Origin of the sequence: Frigoribacterium sp. 2-23 (assembly GCF_049601585.1) — a bacterium.
GTDB lineage: Bacteria > Actinomycetota > Actinomycetes > Actinomycetales > Microbacteriaceae > Frigoribacterium.
On record NZ_CP187126.1, the window covers coordinates 1893478 to 1917763 of the forward strand.

17 protein-coding genes and 1 pseudogene are annotated in these 24286 nt (G+C 69.9%); 2 read left to right on the forward strand and 16 right to left on the reverse strand.

What is annotated here, in order from left to right; all coding sequences use genetic code 11:
- Window positions 1-57 precede the first annotated feature (57 nt).
- The 8 genes from ACPEEZ_RS08890 to ACPEEZ_RS08925 all read right to left on the reverse strand — a co-directional run bounded on the left by ACPEEZ_RS08890 (window position 58) and on the right by ACPEEZ_RS08925 (window position 8148).
- Window positions 58-717, reverse strand: a complete 660-nt coding sequence (locus ACPEEZ_RS08890) for a methionine ABC transporter permease (protein WP_423917655.1) — start codon at window positions 715-717, stop codon at window positions 58-60.
- Between the two features lies 1 nt (window position 718).
- Window positions 719-1747, reverse strand: coding sequence for a methionine ABC transporter ATP-binding protein (locus ACPEEZ_RS08895; protein WP_423917657.1), 1029 nt, complete (start codon window positions 1745-1747; stop codon window positions 719-721).
- Between the two features lie 5 nt (window positions 1748-1752).
- A complete protein-coding gene (locus ACPEEZ_RS08900) occupies window positions 1753-2682 on the reverse strand; it encodes a MetQ/NlpA family ABC transporter substrate-binding protein (RefSeq protein WP_423917660.1) in 930 nt (309 codons plus the stop codon).
- Between the two features lie 177 nt (window positions 2683-2859).
- A complete protein-coding gene (ispG, locus tag ACPEEZ_RS08905; protein WP_423917662.1) occupies window positions 2860-4008 on the reverse strand; it encodes a flavodoxin-dependent (E)-4-hydroxy-3-methylbut-2-enyl-diphosphate synthase in 1149 nt (382 codons plus the stop codon).
- A 94-nt stretch (window positions 4009-4102) separates the two neighbouring features.
- Window positions 4103-5434 carry a M50 family metallopeptidase gene (locus ACPEEZ_RS08910; RefSeq protein WP_423917665.1) on the reverse strand — a complete coding sequence of 444 codons (1332 nt, stop codon included), beginning with the start codon at window positions 5432-5434 and terminating at the stop codon, window positions 4103-4105.
- Between the two features lie 46 nt (window positions 5435-5480).
- Window positions 5481-6563: a 1-deoxy-D-xylulose-5-phosphate reductoisomerase gene (locus ACPEEZ_RS08915; protein ID WP_423917667.1), complete on the reverse strand. Its 1083-nt coding sequence runs from the start codon at window positions 6561-6563 to the stop codon at window positions 5481-5483.
- On the reverse strand, window positions 6563-7534 hold the full coding sequence (locus ACPEEZ_RS08920) for an FKBP-type peptidyl-prolyl cis-trans isomerase (RefSeq protein ID WP_423917670.1): 972 nt from the start codon (window positions 7532-7534) through the stop codon (window positions 6563-6565). The genes ACPEEZ_RS08915 and ACPEEZ_RS08920 overlap by 1 nt, the downstream gene beginning before the upstream one ends.
- A 143-nt stretch (window positions 7535-7677) precedes the next feature.
- Entirely contained in the window at window positions 7678-8148 is a 471-nt protein-coding gene (locus ACPEEZ_RS08925; protein ID WP_423917673.1) for an OsmC family protein, read from the reverse strand.
- A 32-nt stretch (window positions 8149-8180) separates the two neighbouring features.
- On the opposite strand from ACPEEZ_RS08925, the gene ACPEEZ_RS08930 reads away from it, so the two are divergent.
- Window positions 8181-9260, forward strand: a complete 1080-nt coding sequence (locus ACPEEZ_RS08930; RefSeq protein ID WP_423917676.1) for an asparaginase — start codon at window positions 8181-8183, stop codon at window positions 9258-9260.
- 7 nt (window positions 9261-9267) lie between these two features.
- On the opposite strand, the gene ACPEEZ_RS08935 is transcribed toward ACPEEZ_RS08930, so the two are convergent.
- Together ACPEEZ_RS08935 and ACPEEZ_RS08940 are read right to left on the reverse strand one after the other, a co-directional pair.
- Window positions 9268-10035 (reverse strand): hypothetical protein, encoded by a 768-nt coding sequence (locus ACPEEZ_RS08935; RefSeq protein ID WP_423917678.1) that lies wholly within the window; start codon window positions 10033-10035, stop codon window positions 9268-9270.
- Between the two features lie 101 nt (window positions 10036-10136).
- Window positions 10137-11333 carry an FHA domain-containing protein gene (locus tag ACPEEZ_RS08940; protein ID WP_423924222.1) on the reverse strand — a complete coding sequence of 399 codons (1197 nt, stop codon included), beginning with the start codon at window positions 11331-11333 and terminating at the stop codon, window positions 10137-10139.
- Between ACPEEZ_RS08940 and ACPEEZ_RS08945 the strand changes: the two genes are divergently transcribed.
- Window positions 11332-11505: a hypothetical protein gene (locus ACPEEZ_RS08945; RefSeq protein WP_423924364.1), complete on the forward strand. Its 174-nt coding sequence runs from the start codon at window positions 11332-11334 to the stop codon at window positions 11503-11505. The two genes, ACPEEZ_RS08940 and ACPEEZ_RS08945, sit on opposite strands and share 2 nt — an antisense overlap.
- Window positions 11506-11984: 479 nt before the next feature.
- Here ACPEEZ_RS08945 and ACPEEZ_RS08950 read toward each other — a convergent pair.
- The 6 genes and pseudogenes from ACPEEZ_RS08950 to ACPEEZ_RS08975 all read right to left on the reverse strand — a co-directional run.
- Window positions 11985-12047 (reverse strand): annotated as a pseudogene (locus ACPEEZ_RS08950) (zinc-ribbon domain-containing protein); the annotation flags it as partial.
- A gap of 12 nt (window positions 12048-12059) precedes the next feature.
- Window positions 12060-14297, reverse strand: coding sequence for a transglutaminaseTgpA domain-containing protein (locus ACPEEZ_RS08955; RefSeq protein ID WP_423917681.1), 2238 nt, complete (start codon window positions 14295-14297; stop codon window positions 12060-12062).
- A 107-nt stretch (window positions 14298-14404) separates the two neighbouring features.
- Complete coding sequence (locus tag ACPEEZ_RS08960; protein WP_423917684.1) at window positions 14405-15886, reverse strand: DUF58 domain-containing protein; 1482 nt, start codon at window positions 15884-15886, stop codon at window positions 14405-14407.
- On the reverse strand, window positions 15883-16854 hold the full coding sequence (locus tag ACPEEZ_RS08965; protein ID WP_423917687.1) for an AAA family ATPase: 972 nt from the start codon (window positions 16852-16854) through the stop codon (window positions 15883-15885). The genes ACPEEZ_RS08960 and ACPEEZ_RS08965 overlap by 4 nt, the downstream gene beginning before the upstream one ends.
- A 36-nt stretch (window positions 16855-16890) precedes the next feature.
- Window positions 16891-22746 (reverse strand): Ig-like domain-containing protein, encoded by a 5856-nt coding sequence (locus ACPEEZ_RS08970; RefSeq protein ID WP_423917691.1) that lies wholly within the window; start codon window positions 22744-22746, stop codon window positions 16891-16893.
- Window positions 22746-24173, reverse strand: coding sequence for a protein kinase domain-containing protein (locus ACPEEZ_RS08975; RefSeq protein ID WP_423917694.1), 1428 nt, complete (start codon window positions 24171-24173; stop codon window positions 22746-22748). Before ACPEEZ_RS08975 ends, ACPEEZ_RS08970 begins: the two co-directional genes overlap by 1 nt.
- Window positions 24174-24286 lie beyond the last annotated feature (113 nt).

Genomic DNA, 24286 nt, shown 5'->3' on the forward strand with positions numbered 1-24286 from the left:
GCGGGGACGATGTCGTCGTGTCGGTCACGCGCCCCACTGTAAACCAGTCCGCCGACGTCACCGTCGGAGCGCTCGTCGCGCCAGGCTGTTGCCCAGGAACTGCACGAGCTGGACCAGCACGATGATCAGGATGACCGCCGCCCACGTCACGACCGGGTTGAACTGCCGGTAGCCGTACAGCAGCGCGAAGCTGCCGAGCCCGCCGCCGCCGACGTAGCCCGCCACGGCCGTCATGTCGACGATCGCCACGAAGATGAACGTGTAGCCGAGGATCAACGGGCCGAGGGCCTCCGGCAGCAGGATGCTGCGGATGATCCGCGCTGGCCCCGCCCCCGCCGCTCGCGCGGCCTCGATCACGCCCGGCTGCACGGTGAGCAGGTTCTGCTCGACGATGCGGGAGATCGCGAACGACGCCGCGAGCGAGAGCGTGAAGACGATCGCGTTGTTGCCGCTGCCCGTTCCGATCACCGCACGGGCCAGGGGCTGCGCGGCCGCCAGGAAGATGATGAACGGGATGGGCCGGAAGACGTTCACCAACACGTTGAGCACGGCCGCGACGGCGCGGTTCTCGAGCAGTGAGCCTGCGCGCGTCAGGTACAACGCGAGCCCGAGCACGAGACCACCGATTCCGCCGAACAGCACGGTGAGGGCCGTGATCCAGAGGGTCTCGACGGCCGCCTGCCAGAGCTGGGGCTGCAGTTCGATCAGACTGTCCATGTCAGGCCTCCTCGATCTCGGTCGCGGCGTCGCCGAGCTCGGCGACCGCGGCCCGGACGGATGCGGGGTCGCCCGACAACGCCAGGGTCAACGTGCCGAAGGTGCGTCCTCGGATCTCGTCGATCCCGCCGAAGACGATCTCGAACGAGACCTCGTGACGGGTGAGCAGGCCGAACACCTGTCGCTGGTCGACACCGCCCTCGCTGAGGCGCACCGTCACCAGCGTGCCGTCGTGTCGACGGCGGAGCCCGGCCAGCTCGTCACCGGCCGGCGCACCGGAGACGACCGTCGAGACGAAGCGCTTGGTCGAGTCCTCCCGCGGGTTCGCGAACACCTCGAAGGTCGGCCCGGTCTCGACGACCCGACCGCGGTCCATGACGGCGACCCGGTCGGCGATCGACTTGATGACGTCCATCTCGTGCGTGATGACGACGATGGTGATGCCCAGCTCGCGGTTGACACGTCGCAACAGGGCCAGCACCTCCTGCGTCGTCTCGGGGTCGAGGGCGCTCGTCGCCTCGTCGGCGAGAAGGAGGCGCGGCGACGTCGCGAGGGCCCGTGCGATGCCGACGCGCTGCTTCTGCCCTCCCGACAACTGGTCGGGCCGCACGTGCGCCTTGTCGGCCAGACCCACGAAGTGCAGCAGCTCGCTGATGCGTCGTTGGTGTTCCGCCACCGGCACACCCGCCGCCTTCAGCGGGAACTCGACGTTGCCCCACACGGTCTTCGACGAGAACAGGTTGAACTGCTGGAAGATCATGCCGATGCCGGCTCGGACACCGCGCAGGTCCCGTTCGCGCAGCCCCGTGATCTCGCGGCCGTCGAGGGTGATGCTGCCGCTCGTCGTCCGTTCGAGAGCGTTCACGAGCCGCACGAGCGTGCTCTTGCCCGCGCCCGAGTAGCCGATGATGCCGAAGATCTCGCCCTCGGCGATCGACAGGCTGACGCCGTCGACCGCCGTGAGCGGGGCCCCGCCGCGCTCGCGCGGCGGATACGTCTTGACGACGTCGGTCAGGGTGATGGCCGTCACCCGGTTCAGCCGTTCTTCGCGACGAGGTCTTCGGTCTCGCGCAGCGACTTCTCGAGGTCGGACACGGGGACCTTGGCGATGACCGCCGTACCGCCCGAGTTCTTCACGACGCCGTCGGTGATCGCCTTCGTGTCCTGGTAGATCTCGACGAGCTTCTTGTAGGTCGCGTTGTCCTTGTCGGCCGCGCGCGCCGCGAAGACGTTGACGTACGGGATCGCCGACGGGTCCTTCGGGTCGTCCTGCGCGATGACGTCGTCGGGGCTCAGCCCGGCCTTGGTGGCGTAGTCGTTGTTGATGACGGCACCCGCGAAGTCGGGGAGCGACGTGGCGGCCAGGTCGGCGCTGACGGTCGAGACCTTGACCTTCGACTTCGACTCGTCGATGTCGTTGACACCCGAGAAGATCGTGCCGCCGTCCTTCAGCGTGATGAGCTTGGCGCTCTGCAGCACGAGCAGGGCGCGGGCCAGGTTGCTCGTGTCGTCCGGCACGGCGACGGTGTCGCCCTGCTGGAAGTCGTTCACGCTCTTGTACTTAGTGGAGTAGAGCGGCAGCGGGTAGATCGCGGTGGAGCCGATCGGAACCAGGTCGTTGCCCGAGCTCTGGTCGTACTGCGCCAGGTACACGATGTGCTGGAACTGGTTCAGGTCGAGCTCGCCGTCCGCCAGGGCGGGGTTCGGCTGCTCGTAGTCGGCGTAGTCGACGAGCTTGACGTCGATGCCCTCGTCCTTCGCGGCCGACACGAAGGTCTTCCAGTAGGGGTCGCTCGCACCCACCACGCCGATGCGGACGGTCTGCGCGGAGCCCGCGCCGTTGCCACGGGTCACGGCGATGCCGATACCGACGGCGGCCAGGACGATCACGAGGGCGACGATGATCGCGATGAGACGACGAGGACCCTTCTTGGGGGCCTCGATCAGGGGTGCTGCGTCAGACATGGGGGTGGATCCTTTCGGTGGGTCACACCATGGTGGGGCCTCGGGGCCGGGCGGGGCGGCGCGCGCGTCACACGCCGAAACACGCGGGCGGGAAGACGAGCCGACACACGAAGGAGGCGCGGTGCGGGTCTCCCCGCACCGCGCCTCCTTGCGTCGTGCTGTTGCGTTTCGGTCTACCTAGACGGTGACGACCTGGGGCGAGCCGATCTCGCCCGGGGGCATCTCGGCGGCGAGGCGGTTCGCCTCGTCGATCAGCGTCTGCACGATCTCGGCTTCGGGGACGGTCTTGATGACCTCGCCCTTGACGAAGATCTGACCCTTGCCGTTGCCCGAGGCGACACCGAGGTCGGCCTCGCGGGCCTCGCCCGGGCCGTTGACGACGCAGCCCATGACGGCGACGCGCAGCGGGACGGTCATACCCTCGAGCCCGTCGGTCACGTCGTTGGCGAGCTTGTAGACGTCGACCTGAGCGCGACCGCAGCTCGGGCAGCTGACGATCTCGAGCTTGCGCTCGCGCAGGTTGAGCGACTGCAGGATCTGCAGGCCGACCTTGACCTCTTGGGCCGGCGGGGCGCTGAGGCTGACGCGGATGGTGTCGCCGATGCCCTCGGACAGGAGGATGCCGAACGCGGTCGCGGACTTGATGGTGCCCTGGAACTCGGGACCCGCCTCGGTGACGCCGAGGTGCAGCGGCCAGTCGCCGCGCTCGGCGAGCTGACGGTAGGCCTTGACCATGACGATCGGGTCGTTGTGCTTGACCGAGATCTTGAAGTCGTGGAAGTCGTGCTCTTCGAAGAGCGAGGCCTCCCACACGGCGGACTCGACGAGCGCCTCGGGCGTCGCCTTGCCGTACTTCTGCAGCAGGCTCGGCTCGAGGGACCCCGCGTTGACACCGATGCGGATGCTGACGCCGGCGGCTTTCGCCGCGGCGGCGATCTTGCCGACCTGGTCGTCGAACTTGCGGATGTTGCCCGGGTTCACGCGGACCGCGGCGCACCCGGCGTCGATCGCCTGGAAGACGTAGTTGGGCTGGAAGTGGATGTCCGCGATGACGGGGATCTGGCTCTTCTTCGCGATGATGGGAAGCGCCTCGGCGTCGTCGCGACTGGGCACCGCGACGCGCACGATGTCGCAGCCGGAGGCCGTGAGCTCGGCGATCTGCTGGAGCGTCGCGTTGATGTTCGGCGTAGGGGTCGTGGTCATCGATTGGACGCTGACGGGAGCGTCGCCGCCGACCAGGACCTTACCGACCTTGATCTGCCGCGACTTGCGTCGCGGGGCAAGGACTTCGGGGACCTTGGGCATACCCAAATTGACTGCTGGCACGAGGGACATCGTACGACGCTCCTGTGACAACCGCCTGTGCGGTGCGCAGACCGGTCGCGGGCAGCCGGCCGAGGCGAGCAGCCGGCCGACGGGGTCAGCCGAAGATGTTGATCGGGTTGACGATGTCGGCGTAGATCAGCAGCACGCTCATCGCGCCGAGCACGATCACGACGCCGAAGGTCAGCGGGATCACCTTCGCGGTGTCGACGGGCCCCGGGTCCGGCCGGCGGAAGAGCTTGGCGAACCCGCGGCGGATGGCCTCGATCAGTGCCCCGGCGACGTGACCGCCGTCGAGCGGCATGAGCGGGATCAGGTTGAACACGAACAGCGCCACGTTGAGGCTGGCCAGCAGACCGACCAGCACGCTGGCGCGATCGACGATGGGCACGGTGTCGAGGCTGGCGATCTCGCCGGCCATGCGGCCGACGCCCACGACGCTGACCGGCCCGTTCGGGTCGCGCTCGCCACCGCCGAAGGCCGCCTGCGCGACGCCCACGAGTCGCTGCGGGAGGTTCACGATGAGGTTGACGACGTGCCCGATGTTGTCGCCGACGGCCGGGAGCACCGCGGTGACGGGCTGCTGCACCGTCTCGTAGGCGAAGCCGATGCCGACGAAGCCGACCTCCTGCGTCTTCGGGGTGCCGTCGGCGTTGTTGACGACGCGGTTCGTGCTGTCGGTGACGTAGCGCTTCGACAGCAGCGGCGTCACCGTCGTCGTCTCGGTGGCGCCCGAACGCACGTAGACGACGTCCAGGGGCGTCGAGGCGGACTTCTGCAGCGTCGCTTGGATGTCGGCGCCGCTCGTCATCGCCGTGCCGTCGATCGACACGATGCGGTCGCCCGGCTTGAGGCCGGCGGCGTAGGCGGGAGCCTGGGTCGCCCCCTCCGGGCACGAGGTCTCGGTGGAGCCGGCCGGCAGCACGCACTCGGACACGCTGCCGAGCGTCGTGCTGAACTGCTGCTGACCGAAGCCGCAGAGCAGCACGGTGAACAGGACCACGGCGATCACGAGGTTCATGAACGGCCCGCCGAGCATGATGATGATGCGCTTGTAGACGGGCAGCTTGTAGAAGACCCGCTCCTCCTCGCCGACGACCACGGTCTCGGCACTGGCCTGGCGGGCGTCCTGGACCAGCGTCTGGAAGAAGCCGGTGCTCGCGGCCCGCGCCGCGCCTCCTTCTCTGGCCGGTGGGAACATGCCCGACATCGAGATGTAGCCGCCGAGGGGGATCGCCTTGAGGCCGTATTCGGTCTCGCCCTTCTTGCGCGAGAACAGCGTCGGCCCGAAACCGATCATGTACTGGCCGACCTTGACGCCGAACTTCTTGGCCGGCACCAGGTGGCCGACCTCGTGCAGCGCGATCGAGGCGGCGAGCCCGATCACCATGATCAGGATGCCGACGATGTACAGGAGGATCGATTCCACATCGGCAAGAGTAATGCGACGAGTCGGGGAGACCGCACCGGGCCGGCTATGAGCGGGCTGCGAGCAGACCGTCGGCCTCGGCGCGTGCCCAGCGCTCGGCCTCGAGCACGCCGTCGAGGGTCGACGGGCCCGACTCGTGCCGGTCGACGACGGCGCGCACCGTGTCGAGGATGTCGAGGTAGCCGACCCGCCCCTCGTGGAACGCCCACACGGCCTGCTCGTTGGCCGCGTTGAACACGGCGGGGTATGTCCCGCCGGCACGACCGACCTGCTTGGCCACGTCGACCGACGGGAAGGCCTCGGTGTCGAGGGGCTCGAACGTCCAGGTGGAGGCGGTGGTCCAGTCGAGGGGTCGGCCGACGCCCGCGACGCGGTCGGGCCAGCCGAGACCGAGCGAGATCGGCAGGCGCATGTCGGGCGGCGATGCCTGCGCGATGGTCGATCCGTCGACGAACTCGACCATCGAGTGCACGATCGACTGCGGGTGCACCGTCACGTCGATGTCGTCGTAGTCGACGTCGAACAGCAGATGCGCCTCGATCACCTCGAGACCCTTGTTCACGAGGGTCGACGAGTTCGTCGTGACGACGAGACCCATGTCCCAGGTCGGGTGCGCCAGCGCCTCGGCCGGTGTCACGTCGCGGAGCGACGCGCGGGTGCGACCACGGAACGGCCCTCCGGAGGCGGTGAGCACGAGTCGACGGACCTCGCGCTCCGACCCCGATCGCAGAGCCTGCGCGATGGCCGAGTGCTCGGAGTCGACCGGCACGAGCTGCCCGGGCGCCGCGGCACGCTTCACGAGGTCGCCGCCGACGATCAGGCTCTCTTTGTTGGCGAGGGCGAGCATCGCCCCCGACTCGAGCGCCGCCAGCGTGGGACCGAGCCCGACCGAGCCGGTGATGCCGTTGAGCACGACGTCGGCATGCACGTCTCGCACGAGCTCGACCGACTCGTCGGTGCCGAGGGCGACGTGCTCGACGCCGAACTCCTCGGCCTGGCGGGTGATCAGCTCCCGGTTCGAGCCGGCCGACAGGCCCACCACCTCGAAGAGGTCGGGGTTCGCCCGGATGACGTCGAGTGCCTGGACGCCGATCGACCCCGTCGAACCGAGGACCGTCACCCGGCGCATCAGCCGATGGCCAGGATGTCGATCACGAACACGAGCGTGTCGGTGCCCTCGATGCCGGCGGACGGCTGCCCGGCCTCGCCGTAACCCTCGCTCGGCGGGATGATCACGACGACCTGCGAACCGACGGTCTGACCGATCATGGCCTTGGCGAACCCGCTGACGACCTGATCGGTCGAGAACGGTGTCAGCTGCCCCTTGCCCCAGCTCTGGTCGAACACCTTGCCGGTGCGCCAGTTGACGCCTTGGTACTGGACCGTGACGTTCGCGGGGTCGGGCACGACCTCGCCGTCGCCCTTCTTGAGTACCTCGATCTTGAGGTCGGCGGGCGGATCGGTCTTCGGGACGGTCACCGTCGGCTGGCCGTCGTCGGCGAGCTTCACGGTCGGGAACCCGTCCTGGGCAGGCTGGTCGACACCGGTGGCACGCTGCGGGACGATCGAGACGATGTCGGCGACGATGACCACCGGCACGACCGTGCCGGACGTCGCGTTCGTGGACGTCGTCATGTCGGCGGCGGTCGCGACCGTCACGGTGCGCGACCCCTCGGCGGCACCGCAGAGCGCGTCGACGATGCCCTTGACGTAGTAGTCGGTGCTGACGGTGAGCTGCGTCGGCTTCTGGCCGTCGTAGCCGGCGGACTGCTGCTCCTTACCCGTCGTGGCGTCGTAGACCGCGAGGGAGACGTTGACGACGTCGCCCTGCTTCGCCTTCGGCCCCGACCCCTCGATGACGGTCGTGCGTTGCGACGACGTCGGGTCGAGGGGCGCCTTGAAGGTGGCGGTCGGCTTGGCGCCCAGGTCGCCGGTCACCGTCACCGCGTCGGAGAGGTCTCCTGACTTCGGCGCCGAGCAGGAGGCCGCCCCGGCAGACGGGGTGGCGGATGCCGACGGGTTGGCGGCACCCGAACCGGTGCACGCGGCGAGGCCGAGCACGAGGACGGGCACGGCGAGGAGGGACAACTGGCGTCGCATGGAAGCTCTCGATCGATCGGGGCGAATTCTGGCCGACGGCCGCGGGCGTGGCCCCGCGGATGCCCTACGAGTCTGCACCATGCACTCTGGAACGTGCCTCGGGGCGGCACCGCCACGCGGTCGGATGGCTGGCGGTCGCGCTCTCAGTCGGCGACGACGATGCGCGGCTCGTGCCCGAGCGGGAAGTTCACGGACGCGGCGATGAAGCACTTCCGGCTCGCCTCGGCGTGCGCGTCCCGGGCGGCGTCGACCATGCTCGCATCGGCCACGGTCACGACCGGGCGCAGCGTGGCCGACGTGAAGTGCCCCCCTCCGTCGGCGGTCTGCTCCATCGTGCCGACGGCGGAGTCGGTGTAGGCCGTCACCACGACTCCGAGCGTCGTCGCGACGTGGAGGTAGCTCAGCATGTGGCACTGCGCGAGGGCACCGAGCAACAGCTCTTCGGGGTTCCAGCGGTCGGCATCGCCGTGGAAGGTACGATCGGCGGAGCCCTCGATGTCGTGCTTGCCCTCGGCCGACAGCACGTCATCGCGACCGTACGCGCGATACGAGGTCGTCCCGACGCCGCGGGCGCCTGTCCAGTCGACGGAGACGGCGTAGTGGTGCTCGAACATGGGGCTCCTCATCGGTCGATACACTCCCCATCATGTCCGACCAGCACAGCCTTTCGACACCCGGTACCGAACGCCACCCCCTGACCGTCGACGGGAGCGTCGAGCTCGCCGTCCTCGAGCGATCGGGGCTCGACGAGAGCCGACACATCGGCGCGGGCGTCGTCGTCGACCAGTCCGGCACGGTGCTGCGCGCCCTGGGCGACATCGACGCCTCGATCTATCCGCGCTCGTGCCTCAAGCCGTTGCAGGCGATCACGGTGCTGCGCTCGGGGGTGGATCTGGCCGGGCCGCAGGCCGTGCTCGCCACCGCCAGCCACGCCGGGACCGACGCCCACCAGGCCGTCGTCGCGGAGGTGCTCGAACGCTCGGGCAGCACGGAGGACGATCTGCTCTGCCCGCCCGACTGGCCCGGCGACCGCGGCAGCGCGAGACGAGCGGAGGGCGCCAGACGGATGGCCATGAATTGCTCCGGCAAGCATGCGTCGTTCCTGCTCGCCTGCGCGACCAACGGCTGGGACCCGCACACGTACGTCTCACTGGATCACCCGCTGCAGCGAGCCATCCGCGAGACCGTCGGCGAGTTCACGGGCGAGATCGCCGATCACGCAGGAGTCGACGGCTGTGGCGCGCCGGTGTTCGCGACCACGCTCGTCGGACTCGCGCGGGCCATCGGCACGGTGTCGGGTTCGGCTGGCTCGGGTTCGGCGGGTTCGGGTGACTCGGCTGCCTCCTCGATCGGCCCGCGAGCCGACATCGACGCCGGTCGCCTGGTCGACGCGGTCCTGGCGGACGCGTGGGCCCTCGACGGCCCGGGGCGGGCCAACACGGTGACCATCGACGAGCTCGGCGTCTTCGCCAAGCTCGGCGCCGAGGGCGTCATGGTCATGGGCACCACCGGCGGCGTCGCGACCGCCGTCAAGGTGCTCGACGGCAATCTGCGCGCCGCCACCCTGGTGGCCCTGCACCTCCTCCGCGAACAGGGCGTGGTCGACGCGGCGGCGGTGGATCGCGTGGTCGAGCAGACCACGGAGCGCGTGCTCGGCGGTGGCGTGACGGTCGGACGTATTCGGCTGGGTGCCGGCGTCCAGGCGGGGCCGACCCGCGCCTCCTGACGCCCGGTCACGCCTCGTCGGCGAGGGACACGAAGGACACGTCGAGCGCGACGTCGCAGGCGACGCCGTCGCGGCTCGTCACCGACGCCGTGCCGTCGGGCCGGACGACGATGACGACCCCGACGGGCGGAGCCGGCCGTGGCACCGTCTCGGTCACGCGGACGAGCGAGGCGGGATCGGCCGTGCCGCCCCGGAGCTGACGGCGGAGACCGGCGGCCACCGACCGGGCGACGACACCCGGGCCGATGACGAGGACCGGCGTCGATGCGGAGACACAGAGCGGCCCGTGGTCGAGCGTCTGGGCACGGCGCCTCACAGCTCGCAACCGATCGGTCGCCCTCGGATCGGCCTGTGCCTCCGCACCGTCGACGACGACGGAGCTGGCCACGCGCCCTCGCCCGAGGACGAGGACACCGGTCGTCGCGGCCCGCCCGCTCGCCCCGGCAGCGGACGAGCGGGGGAAGTGCGCCTCGAGCTCACGTCGCTCGGCGGTCTGGCACGACAGCAGAGCCGCCTCCGCGGACGCGAGCTCGGACTCGAACCTGTCGAGCTCACGTCGCTGGCGACGGCTACCGACCAGCTGCGCGGTCGCTCCCTGGGTGACCCAGAGAGCAGGCACGACGGCGGCGACGAGGAGAGCCGGCACGACACCCGACATGACCAGGGCGACGACAGACAGCACACCGGGGATGACGGCCGCCCACCCCGGCAGCCGCTGAGGTGCGCGGTCGGTCGGCGGGACGGGGAGGGTCACTCGCCAGGTCGGAGACGTCATGACCCCAGCGAAGCGGACGGGCCGACATGAGAGCACCGGACCCCCGTCGTCGGTGGACGACGAGCGGGGTGTGAGCGACCTCCGACCGTGTCGTGTCGCCGTCAGGTGACGATGATGAACTGCTCGCCGATCTCGACCCGGGACCCCCGCGTGACGTGGACGCGCGTGCCCGGCTCGACCCGACGGACACCGTGCTGCTGATCGCGCACGACGGTGCCGTTGCCCGACCACCGATCGCTGATCCACAGTGAGCCGTTCTCCTGGCCGAACTCGAGATGCGTCTTCGAGACCGACTTGCCCGGATCGACGATGCGCACGAGAAGGTCGAACCGCTCCCCCGGCTGCGCCGTCGGAGCCCGACCGACCAGGCCGGTTCCGTCGACGGTGACGCTCTCACCGGTACTGAACTGGAGGCCGTAGCTGACTCCGACCGGCGCCCGGCGGACGATTCGTGTCTCGTCCACGTCGTCGTCCTGCGCCTTGACCGGTGTCCCGAGCCCGGCGCCCCACGCGCGCGGCGGCGACGGGGGCATCGGTGCGACCGGCGCGACGGGGACACCATCGCTCGAGCCCGCGGCGACACCGGTCACACCGGGCACGGAGCGGATCGGCTCGTCGGACGGGACGGGGCGGCGCTCGGCGGCCGGCGTCTCGCCCCGAGCGGGCTCGGAGGCGTGCCGGGGAGCGACCGGGGGGTCGACCGGCGCGGAAGGCTCGACGGGTGTCGGGACGTCGGGGGTCTTGTCCGAGGACTCGGACGACCTCTCCGACGCCGACGGGCCCGAAGAGGACGAACTCGACGAGGACGAGCCCGGCGTGGACGAGTCCGGCGCGGGCGAGTCCGGCGCGGGCGTCTCGGGTCGCCACTCGGGCGGAAGCGGCGTGACGGGGCCCGTGAACGACAGGGCGACCGACTGGACGACGGCGCCGCATTCACCGCAGAAGATGTCGTCCTCACCGACCTCGGCACCGCACGAGGTGCATCGCTCGACGAGCCTCTGCGTCCCCGGTTCGACCAGGGGCACGGGCCGGTCGGCTTCCGTGTTCGACGCGCCCTGGTCCGCACCGTCGGCGCGCGCCGTGTCGGCCACCGTCGGCGGGACGACGGGAAGGAGATCGGCGGGCGAGGCGACCGAGGACGGCACATCCTCGGACGAGCCGTCAGGGACGACGATCGAGTCGTTCACACGCGGTTCGTCGTTCGAGCCCGGACGACGCGACTCGCCGTCGGAGCCCCGACGTTCCACGGGCATGATCGTGGCCGTGTCGCCCTCCTTCGGCGCATCGTCCGCCTGCATGCTTCGAGCAGGCTCATCGCCGGCCGTCGACGGGACGAGACTCTCGTCGACCGCCTCCGACGTCGCCGAGTCCACCGGCGGCACGTCGGCGATCGGCGGCGTATCGGTGATCGGCGTGAGGGATGCCGTCCACAACGGCACGGACGTGGGCCGGGGGCCGTTCTCTCCGTGACGGTCGGGGCTGCGGAGGGGCGTGGGCGTCGCGGGCGCGGCGGGCGGCGCAGGCGGTGCGGGCGGCGCAGGCGCGGCCGGTACTACAGGCGCCGCAGGCGCGGCGGGGCGAGCCTCGGCTGCTGGCACCTCGGGGGCCGGCGGGGACGGGGTCTCAGGTTGCGCGACCACGGGGACCGGTGCCGATCCGGTTGCCTTGTGGAATCGCTGGTAGGGGTCGTCGGCCCACGCGGGCGGGGTCGCCGTCGGTCGGGCAGCGGGCGCGGACGCGGCCGACCCGCCTCCGTCGTCGGGGTTCGGGACCCCCTCGACGACGTCACGACCGCGCACCCACCACGGCTCGCCCTCGCGCTGCGTGGGGCGCGGAGGTTGACGGAGCTGCCACGCCGGTGACGCACCTGGGGTCGTCCCGCCGTCGCCGTCCGCGGCCGGAGTCTCGGTCGCACGCTGGGCGGCGATGTCGGCACTCGTCACGGCGCGGCCGCACTCGCCACAGAACATCGCACCGGCCGGGAGCGGGCTGGAGCAGTTGGGGCAGAACATCTCAGGAGACCTCTAACGCTCGGAACGTATCCCGCCATGGTATCCGCGGAGCGAACGCAGCGAGACCGCCGCCTTGAACCGTTGCCATCGGCTCAACCCCGTGTCGAGCGACTTGCGCATCTCACCGACGGCCTGCCAGACGCGATCGGCGTCGGCCGCCGGCGGTGGCGTCGGCGAGAAGACGGCCCGGTCGGCAACGCGCGCCAGCACACCCGGACGGGCACCGCCGACGACCGCCGCGATCTCGCTGCGAGTGGCCGATCGAGGCGTCTCGATCCCGTGATCGGCGACGGAGTCGGCGAACTCCTGCCAGCCTGCCGTGATGCGTGCCCCGGGCTCGGTGAGCCGTCTCCGGCGCCTCCGCCGTCGCGCTTTGACGGCCGCGATGACGATGAACGGGGCCGCCAGGACTCCCAGGGCGGCGGCGACCCAACCGACGATGCGCCCGACGAGCAGGACGATGGCGAGCCAGGCCGGTGGTGCATCCGGGGAATCCTGCTCGGTCTGCGGAGGCGCCTGCTCGTCACGGATCTGCGGCTCCTGCGGCGGGGGCTGGACGACCGATTCGGGGCGAGAGATCTGGCTGGGTTCCTGCAGCTGGTCTTCGGGGATCGGCCGTTCCTCCGGATTCGGGTCGAGCGCCACCCAGCCGTACCGGGACGTGTCGACCTCGATCCACGCCGTGACGTCCTTGCCGGTGACCTCGACCGACCCGCCCGCCGTGCCCTCCGCGGGAGCGAAACCCATGACGACACGCGCCGGGAAGCCGAGGCGGTCGGCCATCAGCGCGGCCGCCGTCGCGTACTGCTCGGCATCTCCGATCATCAGGGGGTCGGTGAAGAGCTGAGCGATGCGATCCGCGCCGTGCCCGGAGCGGCTGACGGGCTCGTCCGCCGAGACACCATGGCTGATGTAGCCGTTGCTCCGGAGCCCGGCCAGCGCGGCCTCGAGACGAGCGCCCGGCCCCGTCACCCCCTCGGTGTACGCGTCGAGCGCCGTCACGAGAGCATCGGGAACGGACTCGGGCGCCGGCACCGTCGCGTCGCCCGGGGTGAGGCCCCCGAGAGCGGACTCGTCGGGTTGGCTCGGTTCGACCGCGTCGATCCGATAGGCGTCACCTCGGGAGACCCCGCCGATCACGGCCGCCGTCCCGCTCGTGTCGTTGTAGAAGAAGGAGTCGCGCCGCGCCGCTGCCGTGGGGCCGGCGAATGCGATGTCCTCGAGCTTGCCGACCGTCGGAAGCCACACGCCGTCGTACGCACCGACCGACACGTCGAGACTCGTCTGCGTCCCGTCGACCCCCGATTGGTCGACGATCGAGGGGACGCGATCGAACGAACCGGACTCGCTCGTCACCGAGCGGCTGCCCACGGTGTACGACACCCCGTCGTAGGTGTCGAGGGTCGCGAGCCGGATCTTCTGGCCCTCACGCAGGCCGGTCACCGAGAAGAGGGTCTCGTCGACGGTCGGCTGCTGTTCGTAAGCCCGGAACCTGGTCAGCGGACTGACGTAGTCACGCGGGTCGAAGGGCTGCTCGATCACCGTCCGCGCGACGATGCGGTCGGTGGAGGGCGGCAGTACGGAGACCGCCCCGAAGGCGGCGGCTCCGGCGATGGCGAGCGTGATGGTCGAACCCACCACCGCCCGCAGAGCCACCGTCCCGTGTCCGAGGCCGCGCGACGAGACGGCGCCCCCGAGAGCCTCGATGGCGAGCCGGCGTCGGCGCAGACGCCACCACACGAGCCAGCCGGTCGTGACCACGAGCAGGCCGAGTCCGCTCGCGACCGGCAGGGTCGGCTCGGCGGGACCCAGGACGATGCCCGCGACGAACACCACGATCGGCGGGATGACCGCGAGCTCCCCACGGCGCGACCGGAGGGCGACGCTGAGCCCGACGACGGTGCCGACGAGCACCAGGACGAAGACCGGGACGAGGAGGGACTGGTAGCTGCCGACGGGCAGCGTGACGGTCACGAGCTGCGTCCAGCTGAGAGCTGTGCCCACGAGGAGCTCGCGGAGCCCGTCGAGGGTCGGCAACGCCCCGAACAGGGCCCGGGACGGGATGGCCAGGGGCACGCCGAGGATGACGTACGCCACGAGGGTCGTGAGGAGAACGGTGAAACTGCTCAGCCGGAGCACGGCGCCCGCGACCGAGATCGCCGCGCCGACCACGAGGGTCACCACGACGAGCACGACGAACTCGGCACTCGCGTAGACGGGCCAGAACGGCACCGCCGCGACCGCGACCATCAGGACGAACCCTGCTACGGACGCGGCAATGAAGGACGGGCGCGCCTCGCGTCCTGGTGACCTGCGCCGCCGCTCCGTCGCCTGCCTGCGCTCCCCCGCCACGGCCGTCATACGGCGGCCGCCCGGGCGAGTGACTTCTGGAGGTCTTCGAGGTACCCCACCGTGAGCACGGTCAGATCGGAGATCCGCGTCATACCGGGTACCGCCTCCGGATCGCAGACGATGGCGATCGCCTCGACCCCGAGCGGGAACTGCATCGCCGCGGCACGCATCTCCGTCAAGGAGGTGGTGGATCCGACGACGAGGAACGCGACCGAGATACCCGACACCTGATCGCCCGCGACCCGGGCGACGTCCGTGATCGCCAGGGCGGACTCGGCGTACTCGACGACGGCGAGGTCGTCGAGGAGCCGGCTCCGCGTGAGCGTGCTGAGCGTCTTGATCGCGAAGATCTTGCGTTTGGCGAACTCGGGCGTCTTCTCGCTGACGACGACGCTCACCTCGCGCGCGTCGCGGATCGCCCGGGCGCCGAGCGACCCGGTGACGCTGACCGCGAGCTCGAACTCGTCCTCCGTGGCGAAGTCGGCGTTGGCGAGGCTGAGGGCGATGACGAGGTGACTCCGCCGGCTCTCCTCGAACTGGCGCACCATGTACGTGCCCGTCTTGGCGGTCGACTTCCAGTGGATGTTGCGTCGCTCGTCGCCCGGCTGGTATTCGCGCAGCGCGTGGAACGAGATGTCACTCGGAGACAGGTCGCGAGTCGGGTTACCCTCGAGGTCGCGGATCAGCCCTGTGCTCGTGCTCGGGATACCGATGGTTCTCGGGTGGACGAAGAGCTCCGTCACGCCGGTCCATTCGAGCTCTCGACGGACAAGACCGATCGGGTCGCCACGGACCGTCCTGACCGGGCCGACCCGGATGACGCCGCGCTTGGTCGTCGGGACGGCGAATTCGTCCGACACCTCGTCCCCGCCCCGGAGACCCGGGAGGTTGATCTCCGCGACGCCCGGCCCGACCGGCACCTCGACCGAGACACCGAGGATGCGGCGACGCGTGGGATTCGCGACGACGACGCGGCCCGACGCGGGTTCGCCCACGGTGACACGATCGTGCGGCACGTCCAGCGAGACACGGAACGCGTTCCGCCCGATCAGGGCCAGGGCGGCCACGACGAGCAGGACGACCGCCGCGAAGCCGATCACGGCCAGCTCAAGCCAGCCGAGCAGGTAGCCGACGACGAGTCCGACCGGCGCGACGATCAACATGGCCCAGCCGAGGGGCCTGATGACACCGGAGGCGGCCTCGAATCCTCGCCCCAGGACACGTCGCCCGATGCGCCAGGAGCGCACGCCGAAGACCATCACGTCGGCGACGAATCCGGTGCGGTCGCCGACGATCCGCGTGCGGGCGTTCGTCAGGCCTTGAGTACCGGTCTCGAACGCCGAGTCGAAACGGGCGTCGCCAGGCCGCGTCGCGCCTCCTCGGGTGCGGCCCGTCCTGGTCTGACTCGACGACCCTGTCGTCCGGCCCCGGGGCGGCTTCTTCGGCCCCTCGGGGTGGCTCTTCATGCGGGGCGGCGACGTGCTCACACGGCGACCCGTTCAGCCGGCGGCGGCGTCTCGATGAGGAGCTGGCTGATGATGCTCGAGGGCGTGACACCGTCGAACTCGGCTTCGGGGTCGAGCACGAGACGGTGGGCGAGGACGGGCTCGGCGAGCACCTTGACGTCGTCCGGCACGACGTAGTGACGTCCGAGCGACGCCGCATAGGTCTTGGCGGTGCGGATGAGCGCGAGGGCACCACGGACGCTGACGCCGAGTCGGACCTCGGTCGCCGTCCGCGTGCCTTCGACCAGACGGGCGACGTAGTCGGCGATGGACGGCTCGACGTGGACCGTGCGGGCGAGCTGGGCCATCTCGGTGACGACACCCGCCTGCACGATCGGGTTCAGGCTGCCCTCGTGCACCCGCGTGGCGGCACCCTCGAGGATGCGGACCGTTGCGGCATGGTCGGGGTATCCGATCGACGTCTTCATGATGAAGCGGTCGAGCTGCGCCTCGGGCAACCGGTAGGTGCCCGCCTGCTCGACCGGGTTCTGCGTCGCGATCACCATGAACGGCGTTCCCGCGTCGTGGCTGATGCCGTCGACGGTGACGCGCCCCTCCTCCATGACTTCGAGCAGGGCCGACTGGGTCTTCGGGCTGGCCCGGTTGATCTCGTCGGCGAGGACGATGTTCGAGAAGATCGGGCCACGGTGGAACTCGAACTCCCCGAGCTTCTGGTCGTAGATGCTGACACCCGTGATGTCGCCGGGCAGCAGGTCGGGCGTGAACTGCACGCGACTGCTGGAGCCCTGCACACTCTGCGCGACGGCCCGGGCCAACGACGTCTTACCCGTCCCCGGGTAGTCCTCGAGCAGGAGGTGCCCCTCGCTCAGCAGCGCCGTGAACGACAACCGCACCACGAACGTCTTGCCCAGCAGCACCTGGTCGACGTTGGCGACCAGGCGTCCGAAGATGTCCGAGAACCAGGTGGCCTGCTCGGGAGTCATGGTCATGTGTGTCGTGTCTCTCTTGTTCGTCGACGGTTCGCGTCAATTGAGGAGGGCGGAATAGGTCTTCTTGTAATCGGCACCGTTCGCCTTGACGACGATGACGAGGTTCGCCGAGCCACCGGTCTCGAATGACCAGTCGCAGGTGTTCTGGCCCGTCTTGACGTCAGCCGGGTCGGCGGACCCGCAGCTGGCCTGGCGGCTCGAGTAAGCGGGGGCTGCAGTGGCGGAGAACGTCCACGACCCCTTGGTGAGCGGAGTGGAGCCGTCGGGCACGTAGGTCGGGTTGCCGACGTTGAGGTTGACCGCCACGGCCGACACCGTGAACCACTGCGACCACGACTCGGAACACTGCGGAGATCCGCCGACCGTGTCGCACGCCTTGTACCGTGCCTGCATGGCCTGACCGTAGTGCGCCCCATTGGCGGCCTGGAGATAGTCGCCGGGTGCCCCGGAGCCCGAGCCGAGCACGTTGTTGCCGACGCGGAGTTCGTACTGGAACGCCCCGTACTCCTTCCCGCCTGCAGACAGCTTCGTCGTGCGGACGTCGTAGGTGCCGTCGCCCGACTGGTCCGCCCCGCTGAACGTCGCGGTGTCGACGGTCGCCGGCGGGGTGGTCAGCTGCGCCGGAGAACTCGCGGTGCAGCCCTGCCCATTGAAGGCGAACACCTGATAGGTGTACGTGGACGAGCTGTCGACCGAGAACGTCGTCGACGTGCCGGTGCCCGTGCTCTTCGACGTCGTCCCGCCGTCTTGGAACTGTCCGGAGGCGGAGCAGGAGGCGCTGTTGCTCGACGCGCTGGACGTGGCGTAGTAGTTCTGGATCGGCTTGCCGTTCGCCCGGAAGGTCGCGCTCCAGTCGACGGTCACCGTGTTGCCCGAACGACTGACGCTCGGTATGCCGGTGCTCGCCGGCGGTCCCGCGGGACGCACCATCACGGCGGCACTCCGCTGCCATTCGCTGCCGTCGGCGCGCACCTGCGCGGCATTGGTCGCGTAGACGGTGAGCGTGTAGTCGGTGTCGTCCGCGAGACCGGGGATCGTCGCACGGGTCTGATCCGCGGCATAGCGACGAGGCTGCTGTCCGGCGATCTCGACGATGTACGCCTGGACCGGGCTGCCCTTGGACATCGCCACCGGCGCCCACGCCACGTCGATGCTGCCGGAGACCCCCGTCGTCGGCACCGCGGAGACTCCCGTCGGCGCCGCGGGGATGTAATCGGCGCTGAGTGCCGGGCTGTCCCCCGCTGCCGGGCCGTCGCCGATGGCGTTCGTCGCGATGACCTGGAACACGTAGGTCTTGCCCTCGACGAGTCCGCCGAGCGGGCATACGGTCGCGGTGCCGCAGTCGAACGAGTAGCCGCCGTTGGAGGCGCTGATGACGCGGTAGTTCGTGATCGGCGAGTTGTTGGCGGACGCCGGCTGGAACTGCAACGTGACCTGTCCCTGTTGGAGCCCACCCGAGTTGGCGCGGGTGGCCTGCCCCGGGATGGCTGTCGGCACGTCCTGCACCGAGATGGTGACGTTGCCCCACACGGCGCGCTCCGGGTCGCCCGTGACGTCCTGCACCTGGTACTGCAGGTTCGTATCGACGGGCTGCGCGTTACTGGCGACGCTCACGCTCAGGGTGCGGTTGTCGGCACTCGGGGTGATGCTGACGCCGGGCGGGACTCCCCCGCCGTTCAGGCCTCGGATGGCGACGACCTTCAGCGGCTGCCCGGGGAAGGGATTGGTCGCCTGATCGTTCTGGAGGACGTCGATCTGCGTCGTCTGGCCCCGCTTCGTCACGGCCTTGTCGGCCACGGGTTGGGCCAGAGGTCGTGTCGAGGCGACGACCGCGAGCCGCACCGCGCCGCTCTGCCCCTGGGCCGTCGCGTCGCTCACGCCCATGGCGAGTGTGCGGCTCGTGCCCTTGGGCGTCCCCGCATCGACGGTCACCGTGAGCTGCTGCCCCGCGACCGAGTACGTGAACCCCGGGACGGAGGCGCTCTCGACGGCGAACTTCAGCTCGCCGAGATCGTCGGGGTACGGGTAGGTCGTGAGACGGGTGAGATCGACGGTGCGGGATTCTCCCGGCTCGAGGTCGAGCGAGGTGCCGTTGAACACGGGCGGCTGGTTGTCGCGCGGCGTGACCTTGATCGGGAGCACGAGGGTCGCCTTGCGACCGTTCGGGTCGTCCGCCGATGTGCCGTCCGTCACCTCGAACGAGATGGAGGCCGAGCCGAAGTAGAGGTCGGCCGACGTGAACTCGAGCGTCGATGAATCCTTGACCAGGTTCGCTCCGTTGGAATGCGTCGCCCGGACCGAGCCGCTGTCGGTGAGTCGCACCCCGTTCGTCCCGACCGAGACGACATAGCGGTTGAGGTCGATGGACAGGGTCTCACCACTGATCACGCTCAGCGGTTTCGCCGTCTTGTCGAGCTGAGGGAGAGCGTCGTCGTAGCCGGGGACTCGGATGAACGCGTACGCCTTGACCGATGAGTCGTCCGGGTGGGACACGTAGAACGGGATGATCTGGCTCGCGTTGGTGATCTGGACCCTGATCTTGCGCTCGGGCGTCGCGGAAGCCGTCGACCCGTATCCCGGCTGCACACCGAGTCCGAGCTGCGACACGTCGCCGTCGGCGAAGAACACGTTGGACAGCACGTCGACGTCGACCGTCTTCTTGTTCAGGATGTCGCGGAGGTCGAGCACGGTGTCGTCGGCGACGGGGTAGTTGAGGGGCGCATCGGGGTCGACGTGTACCGTGATGTAGCTCGAGCTCGCCCCGCCCCGGGCGTTCTCGACGGTGTAGACGAGTCCGTAGTCGCCGGGCTTGTCGGGCGGCGTGACACGGACGATCGTGCCCGCGACGATCTTCGCGGTGATGCCGGGGGCGTTCGGCTCGACCTTCGTGACCGAGAGGGAACCGCCGTCGGGGTCGGAGTCGTTGTCGAGCACGCGCACCGAGATCGTCCCACCCGGGCGCATCGTGACGTCGTCGGCCACCGCGATGGGGTTTCGCGACCCCTCGGCCCGCGACGAGATCCCGACGCGGATCGTGCCGGTCGCCCGGGCGCCGATGCCGTCGACCACGGTGTACGTGAACGTGTCGGTGCCCGCCTGGTAGTTACCGGCCTGGTACTCGAGGTAGTCGACGCCGACGTTCGAGACGTTGCCCTTCTCGGGGTTCGTGCCCACGCCGAGCAGCTGGACGGAGTCGCCGTCGGGGTCGATGCCGTCGAGGGGTATCGAGATCCGGACCGTCTCGCCGGCCACCACGCGGGCCGTCACCGTCTCGGGGACCGGCGGATTGTTCGTCGCGGCGTCGACCTCGCGCACCGCGATGGCGACCTGGGCGGTCGCCCGTTGACCGTCCGGCCCCTGGATCGAGTACGACGCCGTGAAGTTGCCGGGCGACTTCGGCGCGAGGTACCTGAGCTTCGTGCCCGAGACGAACAGCAGGCCGCCGTCGGACGGCACGTTCTGCGTCAGCTCGGGCACCAGGGTGATGTCGTAGCCGTCGGGCTGCTCGTCGTTCGCGAGCACGTCGATGTCGATCGCGTCTCCGACACGCACGGTGACCTGGTCGTCGGTGGCGATCGGAGGCTGGATCGTCGACGGGCGAGGGATCTCGATGACCGTGACGGTTCCCTGCGCCGAGGCAAGGCCGTTGGTGACCGTGTAGCTGAAGACGACCGGGCCGGCGTCGAGCGGCGCCGTCAGGGTGATGCGCAGGTAGCGCTGTTCCAGGATCTCGACCCGCACTCCGCTCGCGACGGGCACGTCGGAGGTGGCGGTCACGAGCAGGACGTTGCCGGCCGGGTCCTTGTCCGTCGCCGTGACGTCGAGCGTCTCGCTCGTCAGCGTCTTCACGAAGGCGGTCTTCGGGGTCGTGATCGGAGGCGTGTTGACGTCCGGAGGCGCTTGGACGTCGACCCTGATGGTTCCGGTGGCCGTCTGGTCGCCGTCCGTCACCGTGTACTCGAGGTTGTGCGTCCGTACCTCGTCGCTCGCGAAACGGAACGTGCCCGTCTCGTAGCTTGGTGTGATGGTGGCGCCGCTCTTCGCCGGCACGCTGTTCAGCTTGACGACGCCCGAGCCGCCCGTCACATAGGACATCGGGCGGATGGTGATCTGACGGCCCGCGTAGGCGCTCACGGTGAAGGACGCTGCGGTGAGCGGCGTGTTGCCGGCGCCCGTGACGGCGATCGAGAGCGACCCGCGCCCTTCGGCCTGACCGTCGGAGACGACCAACGGCACGTCGACGGTCGCGTCGCCGAGCCCCGCGTCCTGGTAGACGACGGCGCCGTCGGGTTTGTACGAGACGCCGTCGCCCGTGGCGCTCGTCAGATAGAACGCGTCTCCGTCGGGGTCGACCCAGTCCCCGAGGACCCGGGTCGTCACGCGGCCGGACGACGAGACGGTCGCCTTGGTCGAGCGGACCTGCATCGGTGGACTGTTCTCGCCGGGCGTCCGGACCGTGATCGTCACGGTGGCGGTCGCGCTCCCGCCCCGACCATCGGTGATCGTGTACTGGAAGGAGAACGTGCCCGACGCCTCCTCGGTAAGGGTGAGCAGGAGCTGTTGTTTGTCGTTGATGACGTCGAGACGCCCGGTGGCCTCGTCGAGCGGTGTCACGTCGTCGATGGCGATGGGATCGCCGTTCGGGTCGTAGTCGTTCAGCAGGACGGACAGCGTGCTCGCCCGGCCCGGACGGGCACCCAGCTGGTCGTCGACCGCGACCGGGGGCTTCTGGTCGGGATCGAGCTCGGGGGGCACCTCGTCGGTGTTCTGCTCCTGCTGCTCCTGCTGCTTGTCTTCGACGATCAGGTCGTTCCAGTTGTCGATCAGCTGACCCGACCGCTGCACGGCCCACGACTTGCCGCCCGAGGGATCGTTCAGCACGACCCGCGAGCCGTTCACGTCGAAGGTGAGTCGGGCGCTGGCGGGGACGGACTCGAGCGGCATGACACCCGCACGCGCCGACGAGCAGTCGCTCCAGGCGGAGCCCCCGGCCCACGCGGCGTAGCGGCAATCGCCCACGACCACGGGACGGACGGGCAGCCCCGCCCGACCGTCGACCACCGTCTCGGGATCGCCGCCGGAGAACGGCACCGAGAGAAGACCCGTGGACGTCGCGACGAGGACTCCGTCGCCGCCCTCGCTCGACCGCTGGAGGGCGAGACCGCCGGCCGTGAGGTCGGAGAGATCGACCTTGGAGCCGTCGACGACGAGCGAGCCGGCCGTCGTGTCGAGGGCGGCCCAGTGCGACCCGATGCTGGCCACCTGGTAGTCGCCCCCCTTCGGGAGACTCACCTTCGCCGAGGACGCGACCACGAAGGCCGACGGGTCGATGCGGCTGACCTCGCCCGAGTCGTGCGAGTAGACCGTGAGCGTGCCGTCGGCTGCGACGTCGGTCACGGCGTCGGCGCCCAGACTCAGATCAGGATCGGACTCGGCACTGAAGGAGGAGAGGTCGCCGACGGCCATCTGCCAGAGTTCTCCGGTGCCGCCCGAGACCACGACGGCACGATCGCCCGCGAGCAGGACATCGGGCGCGTTCGGAGGCAGCGGCACGCTCTCGCTGACGGCCGCGGTCGCGGGATCGACGATGCCGACCGTGGCGTTGCTGCGGTCGACGAGCAGGACGTCGCGACCGTTCTGGGAGATCGACAGATCGCCGCCCGTGCTCCGCACCGCGGAGTTCAACTGGAGGATGTCGGTATTGGCCCGGCCGATGGCAGTCCTGCTGCCGTTCGCGACCCAGACGGTGCCGTCGTCCAGATCGAGACGCTGGGCCTCGTAGCCGGTGCTCACGACGGCGACGGTCGCCACCAGCGCGCCGACCACCACGAGCGTCAGCGCGGACGCCGCAGCCGAACGATGACCGCGCACCCACCCCCAGAGTCGCGTCATCAGCCGGCCCCCGCCGTCGCGCACGACTCGGAGCTGCTCGGGCCCGTCTTGCCGGCGCGATTGACGCGGACCGTGATGCACACCTGTTCGCCGTCAGCCGCGTCGACGGTGAACCGACCACTGGTCTGGATGCTCGTGTCGACCCCGGTCGAGATCACGTACGAGTCGCCGGAACGGAGCCCTGGGTCCGACCACGAGAACTCGACCGTCGAGCCCGACGTCGTCGACGCGATGTTGGTCACCTGCGGGATCTCGGTCGAGGTGGCACGGATCAGCACGAGGGTGGCCGTCGCGCCGAGTGCGATCACCACGACCGCCGCCGCCACCATCGACCAGATGAAGAGGATCATGCCCTTGCTGCGTGGCTTCGGACGGGCCCCGGTGCTGCGCGGGATCGCCCGACTCTGACGCAGGTCGTCCGTTCCGTGGACGGCATTCGCCTGGGCCTGGGTGACCCGCCCTCGACGACGGCGACGACGAGACGTCTCGGCCGAGGACGCACCCCGGATGCGCGTGCGGTCTTCGAGGTCGGCGACCGTGGCCAGGGCCCAGTCGTCGACGGCGACCTCGATGGCGGTCTGCGCGACCCCGATCTCGCTCTCGATCTGCTGCAGCTCGCGGATCAGCTCGAGCACGCTCGACTGCCGGTTCTCGGGACGTCGGGACATGGCTTTCGCCAGCACGCGCTCGAGGCTCGCCGGGACATCGGTGCGGCCGGTCGGCGCCAATTTCGCCTTGTCGATTCGCCCGATCAGATCGGACGCGCCGTTCTTGTCGCTGCCCAGGATCTCGAAGGGGCTGCGCCCGGCGAGCAGGGAGTAGACGGTGGCCCCCAGGGACCAGACCTCGGACTCGATGGAGCCGTTGGTCTCGTCGAGCAGCACCTCGGGTGCCGACCAGGGAATCGACATGCCGACGACTTCGCTGGGCTCGCTCTCGCTGAGGGAGGAGGCGATGCCGAAGTCGGAGAGGACCGGATGGCCGTAGGCGGTCATCAGGATGTTCGACGGCTTGATGTCGCGGTGCAGCACGCCCTGGCGATGGGCCGTCTCGACGGCACTGCCGATCTTGACCCCCACCCGCAGGACGTCCGCCACGGGGATGCGCTCACGCCGATAACGCTCGCTCAACGACGACGAGCAGAGCTCCATGACCAGATACGGGCGACCATCGGCCGAGACGCTCGCCTGGAAGACCGTGAGGATGGACGGGTGCCCGCTCAGCTGGGCCATGAGGTTGGCCTCGGCCTGGAACATCTGGCGAACCGAGTCGTTGACGACCTCGCTCAACATGACCTTCACGGCGACCTGGCGCCGGGGCATGTTCTGCTCGTACAGGAAGACATCGGCGAAACCGCCGGACCCGAGGACGTGCACGTGCGAGAACCCGGGCAGCACGGGCGGCTGGGACGGCAGTCGTCGTGCCACGTCGCCTCCTCCTGCACTCGCCCCCGCTCGTGTCGGAGCGTCTATCGGCCTGATATCCGTCGTGCCATTGTAGGCGGGGCGCATTCAGCCATGCCCCCCGACCGGTGACTCAG